Here is a 14,009-nt window from a genome sequence, read left to right as displayed (position 1 = left end):
ACTGACTCGACGCCATCGCGAGCAAGCTCGCTCCCACAGTTTTTTGTGTTGTTAGTTCAGACTCTCGTCAATCACCAACACCACCTTCCCCGCCACGGTATTGCTCGCAAGCTCCGCAAATGCTGCCTCGGCATCCTTGATCGGGAATGTCCTGGCCAGTTGCGGGCTCAAGCGTCCCTCGGCAAACAACGGCCACACGTGCTGGCTCAGATCACTGAACAGATCCGCCTTGAATTGATCGTCACGGCTGCGCAGGGTCGAACCCAGCAACTGCACGCGCTTGGCCAGCACCTGGGCCAGATCCAGCTTGGCCTCGCGGCCGCCCATCAGACCGATCAACACCCAGCGGCCATCCTGGGCCAGCAGCTTGAGGTTCAAAGCCGCGTAATTGCCGCCCACCGGGTCGAGAATCACGTCGAACGGCCCCAGATCCCGCAGGCTCTCCAGATCGCCACTACGCACCACGCCGCCCTGGGCACCCAGCGCTTCGCAGTACGCCAGTCGCTCGGCGGAGCCGACGCTGACCCAACAGGGGTTACCGAAGGCCTTGCACAGCTGAATGGCCGCTGAACCAATTCCACTTGCCCCGGCATGCAGTAGAACCTTCTGACCCGGTTTGAGCGCAGCCAGTTGAAACAAATTCAGCCAGACTGTTGCATAAACTTCGGGCAATGCCGCCGCTTCGACCAATGACATTCCGTCGGGAACCGGCAGCACATGCCGCCCGTCGACAACCACTTCTTCGGCCATCCCGCCCCCGGCCAGCAAGGCGCATACCCGATCGCCAACCTGCCAGGACGACCCCGCGCCAACCTCGCTGATGACCCCCGAGCACTCTAGACCAAGCACTTGACTGGCCCCCGGTGGTGGCGGGTAAAGACCGGCTTTCTGCAATAAATCGGCGCGATTGAGACCCGCTGCCGACACTCGGATGCGAACTTGCCCTACATCGCATGTAGGACTCGGCTCATCAACCCACACCACTTGACCGTCAACGCCTTGCAATGCTTTCACAGTGCCTCCATAGTGAGTCTGGACTGAGCCCGAAGCTATAGCGCCGGGCTTTTTGCATTATGCGACCGGCTCCCAAAGAACCGGCGACTTCAAAGACGGCCTAATATGCGTTATCAATTGTCCCCGCGTCGAATCAGCATGAAGCATCTGTTCCCCAGCACTGCCCTCGCCCTATTCATCGGTATCGGCTTGTTGCCGATGTCGAGCAATACATTAGCAGCCAATAGCTGGGACAAGCTTCAACCCGATCGTGACGAAGTGATCGCCAGCCTGAACGTCGTGGAGTTGCTCAAGCGCCACCACTACAGCAAGCCTCCACTCGATGACGCACGCTCGGTGATCATCTACGACAGCTACCTCAAGCTGCTGGATCCGTCGCGCAGCTACTTCATGGCCAGCGACATTGCCGAATTCGACAAGTGGAAGACGCAGTTCGACGATTTCCTCAAGAGCGGCGACCTGAACGCCGGGTTCACCATCTACAAGCGCTACCTGGACCGCGTCAAGGCGCGTCTGGACTTCGCCCTTGCCGAGCTGAACAAGGGCGTCGACAAGATCGACTTCACCACCAAGGAAACCTTGCTGATCGACCGCAAGGACGCCCCTTGGCTCAAATCCACCGCAGAACTCGACGACCTGTGGCGCAAACGCGTCAAGGACGAAGTCCTGCGTCAGAAGATCGCCGGCAAGGATTCCAAGCAGATCCAGGAAACCCTGACCAAGCGCTACAAGAACCAGTTGGCGCGCCTGGACCAGACCCGCGCGGAAGACATCTTCCAGGCGTACATCAACACCTTCGCCATGTCCTACGACCCGCACACCAACTATCTGTCGCCGGATAATGCGGAGAACTTCGACATCAACATGAGCCTGTCCCTCGAGGGCATCGGTGCCGTGTTGCAGAGCGATAACGACCAGGTGAAAGTCGTGCGCCTGGTGCCGGCAGGTCCGGCGGACAAGACCAAGCAGGTTGCACCGGCCGACAAGATCATCGGCGTTGCCCAGGGCAACAAGGAAATGGTCGACGTCGTGGGCTGGCGCCTGGACGAAGTGGTCAAGCTGATCCGTGGTCCGAAGGGCACCGTGGTGCGCCTGGAAGTCATCCCGGCCAGCAATGCGCCGAACGACCAGACCACCAAGATCGTGCCGATCACCCGCGAAGCGGTGAAGCTCGAAGATCAGGCCGTGAAGAAATCGGTCTTGAACCTGAAGCAGGACGGCAAGGACTACAAGCTCGGCGTTATCGAGATCCCGGCGTTCTATCTGGACTTCAAGGCCTTCCGTGCCGGCGACCCGGATTACAAGAGCACCACCCGCGACGTCAAGAAACTGCTGACCGAGTTGCAGAAAGAGAAAGTCGACGGCGTGGTCATCGACCTGCGTAACAACGGCGGCGGTTCCTTGCAAGAGGCCACCGAACTGACCAGCCTGTTCATCGACAAAGGCCCGACCGTGCTCGTGCGTAACGCCGATGGCCGCGTCGATGTACTGGAAGATGAAAACCCGGGCGCGTTCTACAAAGGCCCGATGGCATTGCTGGTCAACCGCTTGTCCGCCTCGGCTTCGGAGATTTTTGCCGGCGCCATGCAGGACTACCACCGCGCACTGATCATCGGCGGCCAGACCTTCGGCAAAGGCACCGTACAGACCATTCAGCCGCTGAACCATGGCGAACTGAAACTGACCCTGGCCAAGTTCTACCGGGTTTCCGGGCAGAGCACCCAGCATCAGGGCGTCTTGCCGGACATCGATTACCCGTCGATCATCGACACCAAGGAAATCGGTGAAAGCGCCCTGCCGGAAGCCATGCCGTGGGACACCATCAAGGCAGCGATCAAGCCTGCGCTCGACCCGTTCAAGCCGTATATTTCGCAGCTCCAGTCCGAGCATGTCGTGCGTACGGCCAAAGATGCGGAGTTCGTGTTCATCCGCGACAAGCTGGCCCTGGCGCAGAAACTGATGACCGAGAAAACCGTCAGCCTCAATGAAGTCGAGCGTCGTGCCCAGCACGCCGACATCGAAGCCAAACAGCTGGCCATGGAAAACATCCGTCGCAAGGCCAAGGGCGAAGAACCGCTCAAAGAGCTGAAGAAAGAAGACGAGGACGCCATTGCGGCCGAGGATGACAAGACCAAACCGGAAGACGACGCCTACCTCAGCGAAACAGGGCGGATTCTGCTGGACTACCTGAAACTCAACACGGCAGTGGCCAAGCACTGAGTTTGTACAAACAACTGATGGCAATTTAATGCTGACGCCCCTGTAGCGTCATCATACAGTCATCATTCTGTCGTGAAATAAAGGGCCGGGCGTGCTCTTTTTACCAAGGGCACGCCCGGTCCTTTTTTTATTGCCAGAGATCGCCATGACCACAACCGAACAGCTGAGTGCCTTGAGCTCGATCCTGAGTCAAAGCGGTTTACACAGTCTGTTCCAACCGATCATCAGCCTCTCTGAACGACGCATCCTCGGTTACGAAGCCCTCAGTCGCGGCCCCTCCAACAGCCCGCTGCACTCCCCGGTCGCCCTGTTCGCCGTCGCCCGCCAGGCCGGACGCCTGAGCGAGCTGGAAATTGCCTGCCGCGAAAGCGCTTGCCGACGCTTCAATGAGCAGCAACTGCCTGGCATGTTGTTCCTTAACGTCTCCCCCGAGTCCCTGCTCGAAGCGGCCCATCAACCGGGGCGCACCCTGCAATTGCTGCAGGATTTCGGCATTCCGCCGAGCCAGGTGGTCATCGAGCTCACGGAACAGACGCCAACGGATGATTTCCAGCTACTGCAAACCGCCCTGCATCACTATCGGGCGATGGGGTTTTCGATTGCGCTGGATGATCTGGGAGCGGGCTATTCGAGTTTGCGCCTGTGGTCCGAGCTGCGGCCCGATTACGTGAAAATCGACCGGCATTTCATTGATGGCATTCATCAGGATGCGCTCAAGCGCGAGTTCGTCGGCTCGATCCTGCAAATTGCCAAGGCCTCGCGGGCGCAAGTCATCGCCGAAGGTATCGAGCTGGCCGAAGAACTCACGGTGCTGACCGAAATGGGCGTGGATCTGGTGCAGGGCTATCTGCTTTGCCGCCCCCAGGAACACCCGCCACGGGATGCCCGGGCATTGATGCCCCGACAGGACAGCACCGCCGTTGTACTGAGCGAAGACGGCAGCGACCTCAGCGCCCTGCTCAACGAGCTACCCGCGGTGAACCGGGACACCCCGACCGCCACGGTGCTCGAAGCCTTCCGTCGCCAGGCCAACCTGAACTCGCTGGCGGTCCTGGATGAGCAGGGTCAGCCCTGCGGCATTGTCCATCGTCATTCGCTCTCCGACGTCCTGCTCAAGCCCTTTGCCACCGACCTGTTCGCCCGCAAGCCCATCAGCCGCCTGATGAACGATGACTTCCTCGCCGTCGAGCTGAGCCAGTCGCTGCAACAGGTCAGCCGCCTGATCACCAGCCGTGCCCGCCAGCGCATCGAAGAAGATTTCATCATCACCCTCAACGGCGGTTATCTGGGGTTGGGCCGGGTGATTGACGTGCTCAAGCTGATCACGGAGCTGAAGATCCAGCAGGCCCGCTACGCCAACCCGCTGACCTTGCTCCCGGGCAACGTGCCGATCCAGCAATGCCTGACGCGGCTACTGCAACAGCGACGGGAATCGGTGATCTGCTACGTGGACATTGATAGCTTCAAACCCTTCAACGACATCTACGGCTATGGTCGCGGCGACGAAGTCCTGCTGTGCCTGGCGCAATGCCTGAACGACCGCGTCGACCCGTCCCGCGACTTCGTCGGCCACATCGGCGGCGATGATTTCCTGCTGGTGCTCGGCCCGGAAGACTGGCGCAAACGTTTGAACCAGTTGCTCGACGACTTCCAGAGCCAGTGCCGGCGCTTCTACCGCAGCGAACACCTGGAAGCCGGCTGCTTCATCGCACCCAACCGCCAGGGGCAGCGCCAGGAGTTTGCGTTGTTGTCGCTGTCGATCGGCGTGGTGCATTTGCACCCACAGGCCTGTGAACAACTCGATGCGAGCCAGTTAGCCGAGATGGCATCGCAGGCCAAGCACCATGCCAAGAATGTGCAGGGCTATAGCGTGCATGTGATTGATAGCCGGGTGGTTTCGACTGTAGATGAGGTGTTTGTTTCCGGGCATCGATAAGGGGGCTTTTCGGCATCAGTCCAATCAACGAGGCGCCGAGGAAGATTTCAGCTCTTCGAGCTTGATCGGCGCCAACGGATGCCCGGCCTTCGCCGCGATCTCCCAGAACCGCGCGGCTTCGACCGGATCCGGTGCCTTGCTCGTCGTCCCGGCCAGGGTGATCACGCCCACTTGATAGGCAGCCTTGCCATCGCCCGCCAACGCCGCCAGGCGCAACAAACGCACACCCTCCTCACGAGCGCCGAGGCCGACGCCGCGAAACGCCAGGATGTGCCCATAGAAGCTCTGGGCGCCGACATTGCCCAGGTTGGCCATGCGTGCGAACTGACCTTCGAGCCAGCGCCAGCCTCGTGGCTGACGGACAAACCATGACCAGTGAAACAGTCGGCGCGCGAGCCAGTAACCGGCCCGCGCCTTGAGTTGCAAGAACACTCAGGCCTCGGCCGATTCCGGGTATTCGTATTCGAACACCCGCACCACTTCCGAAGCATGCCAGGACGCGGCGGCAACACCGTCCGACGGCCCGGAAAAACGCCCGAGACGCTCGACACATTCAAAGAATCCGGTGCGCGGCAAGCGGCTGGCGCCCTGACTGATCACCAGCGAACTGCGCAATGGCTGCTCCGCCCTGGCATCCAGCGCCGCCAGATGCTCAAGGGCCGCCGTCAGGGTCTGCATGGCCGGGGTCGGCAGCTGCAAACGCTCCAGCAATGCCCGATACGTCAACAGATGGCGCTGGCGACGCGCCTGATCCAGTTCGCCGAGCAACCCGTCCCAATGTTGACGACTGATGCGTACGCTCACGATTCATCCCTCCACCCTGGCACCGTCAATTCCCAGGCCAGGCTGCGGCGAATCGCGGCGTCGGGCAGACGCTCGCCACTTTCGATCATGGCCAGGTAAGACGGGCTGATGCCTACCGTGCGGGCCAACGCCTCAATGGCGATGCCCTTCCCCTCGCGCAAACTGCGTAGTTGATCCAGACCCGGAAGAATCGCGTCTGGTGTCGCCGCCTGAGGCTTCGTGGCTTGAGGCGACGCTTGCTCCTTGATACCCGCTGCTTTCAGTAACGCCTGATACTGAGCCCATGGCAGAACCGCATATTCGGGCTCGCCTTCGCGTGTAATTATCTGAATATCCATCACTACCCCGTAGGACAACAACACTTAGCGAGTCGGCACTTTTCCCTAGAAGTGTAATCCTAACAGCGGCCAAGGTCGCGGGGGACATCAATCTGTGAACAGGCCGAAATCGACTCAGTGTTTTTTCGGGCCTTGGAGTTGAAGTTGCTCGGGGGTATCAGGCAGACGCTCAACCACCGCGAGCTTCTCCGGCACCTGCCGTTTGCGCCAGACGCGGAAAGCATTGAGCTCGTCGTCGAGCACTTTCATCAGCCATGCCAGTACCGCGATGTCATCGAGCATGCCAAATACTGGAATGAAATCCAGGATCGCATCCACCGGACTGAGGAAATACATCAGGCCCGCGACGACCGAAACCAGCGCCTTGGGGCTGATGGCGCGATACTCACCACGCCAGTAGGCCAGGCAGAGTGCCTGCAACAGCTTCAAGTCGTCCTTGATCTTGCCCAACCGGTTGCCCTGGCTTGCGCCTTTGCTGGCGACCGCGAACAACAGGGTCGGCAATCGACCCCGTGCCAGCAGGCGTCCGGCCAGTGGCAGGAAACGAGCGAAACTCCAGGGTGCTTTCATCATTCCTCCCGTTGAAATGTTATCCACACAAATTGTGGATAACCTTGTGAACAGAGCTGCTTTTCACCGCTGTAAGCCCCGTGTTACAAGGCCTGCGTTCAGATCGGGCGTTTTTTACTCATCAAAAAAAACCCATAATTTCATTGACTTGGCGGCCTTGTGCGACTACCGCCAACACCACTATGCCTAAGACTCCGGCCTAGAGCGTCTGTTCGTTTTGTTTACCCCTGCCGAACGCCAGATGCAACAACGCCCCGCATGAGCGAGGCGTTGTTATCGAAGCAGGCGCCGGTTACTTGGCAGCGGCGTCTTCTTTTGCCGGATCCTTGATGGCCAGCAGTTCCAGGTCGAATACCAGCACCGAGTTGGCTGGAATCGCCGGGCTTGGGCTTTGAGCGCCGTAAGCCAGGTCAGCAGGGATGTACAGCTTGTACTTCTCGCCAACGTGCATCAGCTGCAGGCCTTCGACCCAACCCGGGATCACACCGCTGACCGGCAGATCGATCGGGCTGCCGCGCTCGACGGAGCTGTCGAATACGGTGCCGTTGGTCAGCTTGCCGGTGTAGTGAACGGTCACCACGTCAGTCGCCTTTGGCTGAGGGCCATCGGCTTTCTGCACGACTTCGTACTGCAAGCCCGAAGCGGTGGTGGTCACGCCGGCTTTCTTGGCGTTTTCTTCGAGGAATTTCTTGCCGGCAGCGGCCGACTCTTCGCTCATCTTGGCCATGCGCTCTTCGGCACGCTTTTGCAGTGCGGCGAACGCCTCGACCAACTCTTCGTCTTTGAGCTTCTGCTCTTTCTTGCCGACGGCGTCTTCGATGCCCTGGGCTACAGCCTTGGAATCCAGGTCATCCATGCCTTCCTGAGCCAGGCTCTTGCCCATGTTCAGGCCAATGCCGTAGGAAGCTTTTTGCGCCGGAGTTTTCAGCTCTACGCTGGTCTGCGAATCACAACCCGCGAGTACCAGGCCAACCAGGGCTACCGCCGCCGCCAACCGATGCTGTTTCATGCTATTTCCTTGTTCATGCGCCTAAAGGGCAATCGAGTAAAGCCGCGAGCTTATCAGGCCGCCACGACCAATGGCTACCGGCATGAGAGCCGGAAACAATTGATAAGTTCAGGTGTTTAAACGCATTTCACCATTCGGCTGATGAAGCTTCTTTCATCTTGTTCCGACGCAGGCTCATTCCTGAACCTACAATATCTGGCGTAATGGCCTCTTGCCGCACCTTCAGCACTCGGGCATAACAGCATGATAATTCGACAAGGATGTTTATCTTGCGCCTCTTCTTTCGCTTGCTGGCTCTCATCGCAGTACTGCTCGGACTTGTCATGGCCGTGGTGCTTTACTACGTCGCCAACCCGAAATTGCCGGCCTGGTCGCCTGCGCAACAGGTGCATTACCTGGAGCAATGGAGCGCCGCCGATCGAGAGACCTATTACTTCACACCCCAGGGCACTCAGGTCAAAGGCTTGCGCTACGACTGGTTCACCGCCCTCGAACTGCCCTTCTCGCAACAACGCTTCGCCGCCCCCGAATACCTCGCCCGCTTCGGCTTTCTGGTGGACCCCGGCCACAAACCGACACCGAATAACCCCGGCAACCTCCCCGCTGGCTTTACCCGACACCAGAATGAGGGGAGCACGGATATGTTTCTGGATATCACCTGCGCGGCCTGCCACACCGGTGAACTGCGTTTCAAGGGCCAGGCCGTGCGTATCGATGGCGGCTCGGCGCAGCATGTGCTGCCGTCCAGTGTTCCTACACTCAAAGGCGGCAGTTTCGGACAGGCTCTGGTGGCCAGCCTCGCCTCCACTTACTACAACCCGTGGAAATTCGAGCGCTTTGCACGCAATGTGCTCGGCCAGGACTACGAGTCGCGCCACCAACAGTTGCGCAAAGATTTCAAATCTTCAATGGATACCTTCCTAAAAGTGGCCTGGAACGACACCCATCGCGGGCTTTATCCGACCGAGGAAGGCCCGGGGCGCACAGACGCCTTCGGGCGCATCGCCAACGCCAGCTTCGGTGATGCGATTTCCCCCGACAACTACCGCGTGGCCAATGCCCCGGTCGATTATCCGCAGTTGTGGGACATGTGGACGTTCGAATGGGTGCAGTGGAACGGCTCGGCGAAGCAACCGATGGCCCGCAACATCGGCGAGGCGCTGGGCGTCGGCGCCACGCTGAACTTCTTCGACAGGAACGGCCAGCCGCTGACGGGCGACGCCCGCTATCCCTCCAGTGTCCGCGTGCGCGATCTGCACCTGATCGAAGAAACCCTGCAACGACTTTCGCCGCCGGCCTGGCCGGAAGACCTGTTGGGCGCGGTCGACAAGCCCCTGGCAGCCAAGGGCCGCGCCCTGTTCGCCGAAAACTGCGCAGGTTGTCATGTACCGCGCACCAGCCAGGGCGAAGGGCGATACGTCCAGCACCTGAAAATGCTCCCGGTGGATTACATCGGCACCGACCCCGGCGCGGCCAACAACATCGCCGACCATCGCTTCGACCTGACAGCGCTGCAATGGAAGCAGGCGGAACTGGAAAAACTCGATGTCGAGCCAAAACCCGACGAACCGCTGGACCTGAGCAAGATGTCCGTGGCCAAGGGGCTGGCCTATGTCACCGCATTTGTCCAGGACCGCGCCTATCAAGACGCTAATGTCACCCCTGCCGAGCGCCCTGAAATGAACGGTTTCGGCCTGCCGATCGGTGTACGTGAAATGCGTTCGTACAAGGCCAGGCCATTGGCGGGTGTATGGGCGACAGCGCCGTTCCTGCACAACGGTTCGATCCCGAGCATTTATCAATTGCTGTCGCCTCAGGATGAGCGTGCGACCACCTTCTATAAAGGCACGTTCGAGTACGACCCGGGACAGCTGGGTTACCGCACCGAAGCCTTTGCCAATGGCTTTCTGTTCGATACGCGAATCACCGGCAACCACAACAGTGGCCATGAATTCCGTGCCGGCAAACTCGGCAATGGCGTGATCGGCCGCGGGTTGCAGCCGCAAGAACGCTGGGCACTGCTGGAATATCTGAAAGTGCTGGGCGGCCCGCTGGAAGCGCAATTGCCATGACCACAGCCGCAGTCAAAAGGACTTTCCCATGCTGATAACCCTCTGGCTGCGCCTGGGCGCCTACCTCGCCAGGCTGTTGCTGTGGTCACTGGGCCTCGGTGTGCTGGCCTGGGCCCTGGCCAGCGCCTGGTTTGCCTGGCAGCATCGCGGGCCGGTCTCGGCGCAGGAGTTGATTGCGGACGACGAAGCCGCGATGACCCGGGACATCATCCAGACCGCTGTACGCATCGTCGATCAGCACCGTGAAAGCACCCGCTACCTGCGCGACGCCCATGCCAAGGCCCACGGCTGCGTGAAGGCCGAGGTTCAGGTGCTGCCGGAACTGCCAGGCGAGCTGCGTCAGGGCGTGTTCAGCGAGCCGGGCAAAACCTGGCAAGCGACGATGCGCCTGTCCAACGGCAATGCCTACCCGCAGTTCGACAGCATCCGCGACGCCCGGGGCATGGCGATCAAACTGTTCGATGTGCCGGGCAAGCAACTGTTGAGCGACCGGCAGGGGCGAGGCGAACAGGACTTTGTGATGTTCAGCCACCCGAACTTCTTTGTCAGTAATGTCGCCGAGTACCGTCAGAACGTCGCCGCCCAGGCCGACGGTAAAAAGATGATGGCCTTCTTCCCCGGCCGGGATCCACGCGCCTGGCAGGTTCGCCACCTGTTCATTGCCCTGGCGACACTGGCCCCTGCCCCGTCGAGCCCGACCCAGACGACGTACTTTTCGGTTTCACCCTACAAATTCGGTGAAGCCAATGCGAAGTTCCGGGTCATGCCCGATCCGGACAACTGCCCGGCCTACAACCTGCCGGAACAGAATCGCAAGCTGCCGAACTTTCTGCGTAATGCGCTGAACCAACAGCTGTCGACCGACCGGGTGACGGCGTGTTTCGCCTTGCAGATCCAGCGACAGGACGCCAACAAGTACATGCCGATCGAAGACACCAGCATTGAGTGGCGCGAGAGCGATGCGCACTTCGAGACGGTGGCGCGGATCAAGGTGCCGGCGCAGGACTTCGATACACCGACGCTGAACCTGCAATGCGACAACCAGTCGTTCAATCCCTGGTTCGGCGTCGAGGCGCACCGCCCCATCGGCGGGATCAATCGCCTGCGCAAGGCCGTGTATGAAGCCGTCAGCGACTACCGACACAGGCGCAATGCCGAGCAGTAATCGGGCAGGCACAAAAAAAGCGATCCTCGGATCGCCTTATGGACTGGCCAAACGCCAGATAGCAAAAAGCCCGCACTAGGCGGGCTTTCTGTGGTGACCTGGCGTTCAGTGTTCCAGGTTACCGAATATGGCGCAGCGGACGGGACTCGAACCCGCGACCCCCGGCGTGACAGGCCGGTATTCTAACCGACTGAACTACCGCTGCGCGTAGCGTTGAAAGTGGTGGGTGATGACGGGATCGAACCGCCGACATTCTGCTTGTAAGGCAGACGCTCTCCCAGCTGAGCTAATCACCCTTTACCTTCGTTGCGGGGCACATTATGCCACAGGTTTTTATAAAGTGTTGATTTATTTGAAGTTTTTTTCAAAAAATCTAAAAACCGGTGAAACAACGCAACCCACAGGAACAACAGTCAAACTTGAGGCAGAAAAAAACCCGCCTAAGCGGGCTTTTCCGTGGTGACCTGGCGTTCAGTGTTCCAGGTTACCGAATATGGCGCAGCGGACGGGACTCGAACCCGCGACCCCCGGCGTGACAGGCCGGTATTCTAACCGACTGAACTACCGCTGCGCGTAACACTGAAAACGAATGGTGGGTGATGACGGGATCGAACCGCCGACATTCTGCTTGTAAGGCAGACGCTCTCCCAGCTGAGCTAATCACCCTTCGCTTCGGTGTGGCGCGCATTCTACGGAGCGACCCAACCTCTGGCAAGCACTTTTTAAAATAATTTTCTCAGCCCTTCCAAAGGCTTAGAGAAAGGTTGGCCTATGGCACGGCGAAGACAATAATGCCCCCCTTTGTATAAAGGAGAGACTCACCCCATGTGGTTCAAAAACCTGCTTATCTATCGCCTGACCCAAGATCTGCCTGTTGATGCCGAGGCGTTGGAAACTGCACTGGCCACCAAACTGGCGCGCCCATGTGCAAGCCAGGAGTTGACCACCTACGGTTTCGTCGCGCCGTTCGGCAAAGGCGAAGATGCGCCACTGGTACACGTCAGCGGTGACTTCCTGCTGGTGTCCGCGCGCAAGGAAGAACGTATTTTGCCGGGCAGCGTCGTGCGTGACGCGGTCAAGGAAAAGGTCGAAGAGATCGAAGCCGAGCAAATGCGCAAGGTCTATAAGAAGGAGCGCGACCAGATCAAGGATGAAATCATCCAGGCCTTCCTGCCCCGCGCCTTTATCCGCCGCTCGTCGACCTTCGCCGCCATCGCGCCGAAACAGGGCCTGATCCTGGTCAACTCGGCCAGCCCGAAACGCGCCGAAGACTTGCTGTCGACCCTGCGCGAAGTGATCGGCACCCTGCCGGTGCGCCCACTGACCGTGAAGATGTCCCCGACCGCGACCATGACCGAGTGGGTCACCACCCAGAAAGCCGCGGACGATTTCTTTGTGCTGGACGAGTGCGAACTGCGCGACACCCACGAAGACGGCGGCATCGTGCGTTGCAAGCGCCAGGACCTGACCAGCGAAGAAATCCAGCTGCACCTGAGCACCGGCAAAGTGGTCACTCAGTTGTCCCTGGCCTGGCAGGACAAACTGTCGTTCGTCCTCGACGACAAAATGGTGGTCAAGCGCCTGAAATTCGAAGACCTGCTGCAAGACCAGGCGGAACAGGACGGCGGCGACGAAGCCCTGGGCCAACTGGACGCCAGCTTCACCCTGATGATGCTGACCTTCGGCGACTTCCTGCCGGCGTTGGTTGAAGCGTTGGGTGGTGAAGAGACTCCGCAAGGCATCTGATCGCCTGAATCGTTAGCCTCTGTAAAAAGATCGCAGCCTGCGGCAGCTCCTACATCTGGAATGCGTTTCCTTGTAGGAGCTGCCGCAGGCTGCGATCTTTTTTTGCGAGCAGCGTATGCTTAGCTCCCTAACGCTTTCACATAACAAGGATCAAGCCATGCGCGCACTGGCTGCTTTGAGTCGTTTTGTCGGCAACACCTTCGCTTACTGGGTACTGATTTTCGCCGTCGTGGCGTTTCTGCAGCCGGCATGGTTCCTCGGCCTCAAGGGCGCCATCGTGCCCTTGCTGGGGCTGGTGATGTTCGGCATGGGCCTGACCCTCAAACTCGAAGACTTCGCCGAAGTCGCTCGCCATCCATGGCGCGTGGCCCTGGGCGTGGTTGCACATTTCGTGATCATGCCCGGCGTGGCGTGGTTGCTCTGCCAGGCGTTCCACTTGCCACCGGAAATCGCCGTCGGCGTGATTCTGGTCGGCTGCTGCCCGAGCGGCACTTCGTCGAACGTGATGACCTGGCTGGCCCGTGGCGACCTGGCGCTGTCGGTGGCCATCGCCGCCGTCACCACCCTCCTCGCCCCGCTGCTGACCCCAGCCCTGATCTGGCTGCTGGCCTCGGCCTGGTTGCCGGTGTCGTTCATGGAGTTGTTCTGGTCGATCCTGCAAGTGGTGCTGTTGCCGATCGTACTGGGTGTGGTTGCCCAACGGGTGCTCGGCGACAAGGTTCGCCACGCCGTGGACGTGTTGCCGCTGGTGTCAGTGGTCAGCATCGTGATCATCGTCACCGCAGTCGTCGCCGCCAGCCAGGCGAAGATCGCAGAGTCCGGTCTGTTGATCATGGCCGTGGTCATGCTGCACAACAGCTTCGGCTACCTGCTGGGATACTTCACCGGGCGCCTGTTCAAGCTGCCTCTGGCTCAGCGCAAGTCCCTGGCCCTGGAAGTCGGCATGCAGAACTCCGGGTTGGGTGCCGCGTTGGCGAGCGCACACTTCTCGCCGCTGGCGGCGGTGCCAAGTGCACTGTTCAGTGTGTGGCACAACATTTCCGGGGCATTGCTCTCTACGTATTTCCGCCGCATGAGCGAGAAACAGGATCGGGAAATGGCGGCGCAACAGGTCAGTGACTGAGTTGAAAACTTG

General features: G+C 59.8%; 12 protein-coding genes and 4 tRNA genes. 6 read left to right on the top strand and 10 right to left on the bottom strand.

Going from position 1 to position 14,009, the window contains the following annotated elements; genetic code table 11:
• Positions 1–51: 51 nt before the first annotated feature.
• On the bottom strand, positions 52–1,014 hold the full coding sequence (locus AC3IP0_RS08820; protein WP_489318944.1) for a zinc-binding dehydrogenase: 963 nt from the start codon (positions 1,012–1,014) through the stop codon (positions 52–54).
• Between the two features lie 138 nt (positions 1,015–1,152).
• Between AC3IP0_RS08820 and AC3IP0_RS08815 the strand changes: the two genes are divergently transcribed.
• Together AC3IP0_RS08815 and AC3IP0_RS08810 are read left to right on the top strand one after the other, a co-directional pair.
• Positions 1,153–3,234: a carboxy terminal-processing peptidase gene (locus AC3IP0_RS08815; protein ID WP_489319736.1), complete on the top strand. Its 2,082-nt coding sequence runs from the start codon at positions 1,153–1,155 to the stop codon at positions 3,232–3,234.
• A 145-nt stretch (positions 3,235–3,379) separates the two neighbouring features.
• Positions 3,380–5,170: a bifunctional diguanylate cyclase/phosphodiesterase gene (locus AC3IP0_RS08810; RefSeq protein WP_489318943.1), complete on the top strand. Its 1,791-nt coding sequence runs from the start codon at positions 3,380–3,382 to the stop codon at positions 5,168–5,170.
• Between the two features lie 24 nt (positions 5,171–5,194).
• On the opposite strand, the gene AC3IP0_RS08805 is transcribed toward AC3IP0_RS08810, so the two are convergent.
• The 5 genes from AC3IP0_RS08805 to bamJ all read right to left on the bottom strand — a co-directional run bounded on the left by AC3IP0_RS08805 (position 5,195) and on the right by bamJ (position 7,891).
• The gene (locus AC3IP0_RS08805; RefSeq protein WP_489318942.1) at positions 5,195–5,602 is read right to left on the bottom strand and encodes an SEL1-like repeat protein; all 408 of its coding nucleotides are present in this window, start codon (positions 5,600–5,602) and stop codon (positions 5,195–5,197) included.
• On the bottom strand, positions 5,603–5,974 hold the full coding sequence (locus tag AC3IP0_RS08800; protein ID WP_007898892.1) for a hypothetical protein: 372 nt from the start codon (positions 5,972–5,974) through the stop codon (positions 5,603–5,605).
• The gene (locus tag AC3IP0_RS08795) at positions 5,971–6,312 is read right to left on the bottom strand and encodes a helix-turn-helix domain-containing protein (RefSeq protein WP_007974980.1); all 342 of its coding nucleotides are present in this window, start codon (positions 6,310–6,312) and stop codon (positions 5,971–5,973) included. Before AC3IP0_RS08795 ends, AC3IP0_RS08800 begins: the two co-directional genes overlap by 4 nt.
• A 114-nt stretch (positions 6,313–6,426) precedes the next feature.
• Positions 6,427–6,882: a YkvA family protein gene (locus AC3IP0_RS08790; protein ID WP_489319735.1), complete on the bottom strand. Its 456-nt coding sequence runs from the start codon at positions 6,880–6,882 to the stop codon at positions 6,427–6,429.
• Positions 6,883–7,174: 292 nt separating this feature from the next.
• A complete protein-coding gene (gene bamJ, locus AC3IP0_RS08785; protein ID WP_489318941.1) occupies positions 7,175–7,891 on the bottom strand; it encodes a BamJ family beta-barrel-assembly machinery protein in 717 nt (238 codons plus the stop codon).
• A gap of 269 nt (positions 7,892–8,160) precedes the next feature.
• Here bamJ and AC3IP0_RS08780 point away from each other — a divergent pair, with 269 nt between their 5' ends.
• Positions 8,161–9,963, top strand: a complete 1,803-nt coding sequence (locus tag AC3IP0_RS08780) for a di-heme-cytochrome C peroxidase (RefSeq protein ID WP_489318940.1) — start codon at positions 8,161–8,163, stop codon at positions 9,961–9,963.
• 28 nt (positions 9,964–9,991) lie between these two features.
• On the top strand, positions 9,992–11,128 hold the full coding sequence (locus tag AC3IP0_RS08775; RefSeq protein WP_489318939.1) for a catalase family protein: 1,137 nt from the start codon (positions 9,992–9,994) through the stop codon (positions 11,126–11,128).
• A 128-nt stretch (positions 11,129–11,256) separates the two neighbouring features.
• On the opposite strand, the gene AC3IP0_RS08770 is transcribed toward AC3IP0_RS08775, so the two are convergent.
• From AC3IP0_RS08770 to AC3IP0_RS08755, 4 genes are all read right to left on the bottom strand, one after another.
• Positions 11,257–11,333, bottom strand: a tRNA-Asp gene (locus AC3IP0_RS08770).
• A gap of 15 nt (positions 11,334–11,348) precedes the next feature.
• Positions 11,349–11,424, bottom strand: a tRNA-Val gene (locus tag AC3IP0_RS08765).
• A 198-nt stretch (positions 11,425–11,622) separates the two neighbouring features.
• A tRNA-Asp gene (locus AC3IP0_RS08760) sits at positions 11,623–11,699 on the bottom strand.
• 19 nt (positions 11,700–11,718) lie between these two features.
• Positions 11,719–11,794, bottom strand: a tRNA-Val gene (locus AC3IP0_RS08755).
• A gap of 159 nt (positions 11,795–11,953) precedes the next feature.
• Here AC3IP0_RS08755 and rdgC point away from each other — a divergent pair.
• Entirely contained in the window at positions 11,954–12,874 is a 921-nt protein-coding gene (gene rdgC, locus AC3IP0_RS08750) for a recombination-associated protein RdgC (RefSeq protein WP_007969735.1), read from the top strand.
• A 157-nt stretch (positions 12,875–13,031) separates the two neighbouring features.
• Entirely contained in the window at positions 13,032–13,997 is a 966-nt protein-coding gene (locus AC3IP0_RS08745) for a bile acid:sodium symporter family protein (protein WP_007977600.1), read from the top strand.
• The last annotated feature ends 12 nt before the right edge of the window (positions 13,998–14,009 follow it).

This window comes from Pseudomonas sp. GL_103 (assembly GCF_057835175.1).
Note: the sequence above shows the minus strand (reverse complement) of the source record. Positions and strands in the feature narration are given on the sequence as shown.

Coding starts and splice junctions, on each gene's coding strand:
- AC3IP0_RS08745 (WP_007977600.1), top strand. CDS start 13,032: ATGCGCGCACTGGCTGCTTTGAGTCGTTTTGTCGGCAACACCTTCGCT.
- AC3IP0_RS08815 (WP_489319736.1), top strand. CDS start 1,153: ATGAAGCATCTGTTCCCCAGCACTGCCCTCGCCCTATTCATCGGTATC.
- AC3IP0_RS08790 (WP_489319735.1), bottom strand. CDS start 6,882: ATGAAAGCACCCTGGAGTTTCGCTCGTTTCCTGCCACTGGCCGGACGC.
- bamJ (WP_489318941.1), bottom strand. CDS start 7,891: ATGAAACAGCATCGGTTGGCGGCGGCGGTAGCCCTGGTTGGCCTGGTA.
- rdgC (WP_007969735.1), top strand. CDS start 11,954: ATGTGGTTCAAAAACCTGCTTATCTATCGCCTGACCCAAGATCTGCCT.
- AC3IP0_RS08795 (WP_007974980.1), bottom strand. CDS start 6,312: ATGGATATTCAGATAATTACACGCGAAGGCGAGCCCGAATATGCGGTT.
- AC3IP0_RS08775 (WP_489318939.1), top strand. CDS start 9,992: ATGCTGATAACCCTCTGGCTGCGCCTGGGCGCCTACCTCGCCAGGCTG.
- AC3IP0_RS08810 (WP_489318943.1), top strand. CDS start 3,380: ATGACCACAACCGAACAGCTGAGTGCCTTGAGCTCGATCCTGAGTCAA.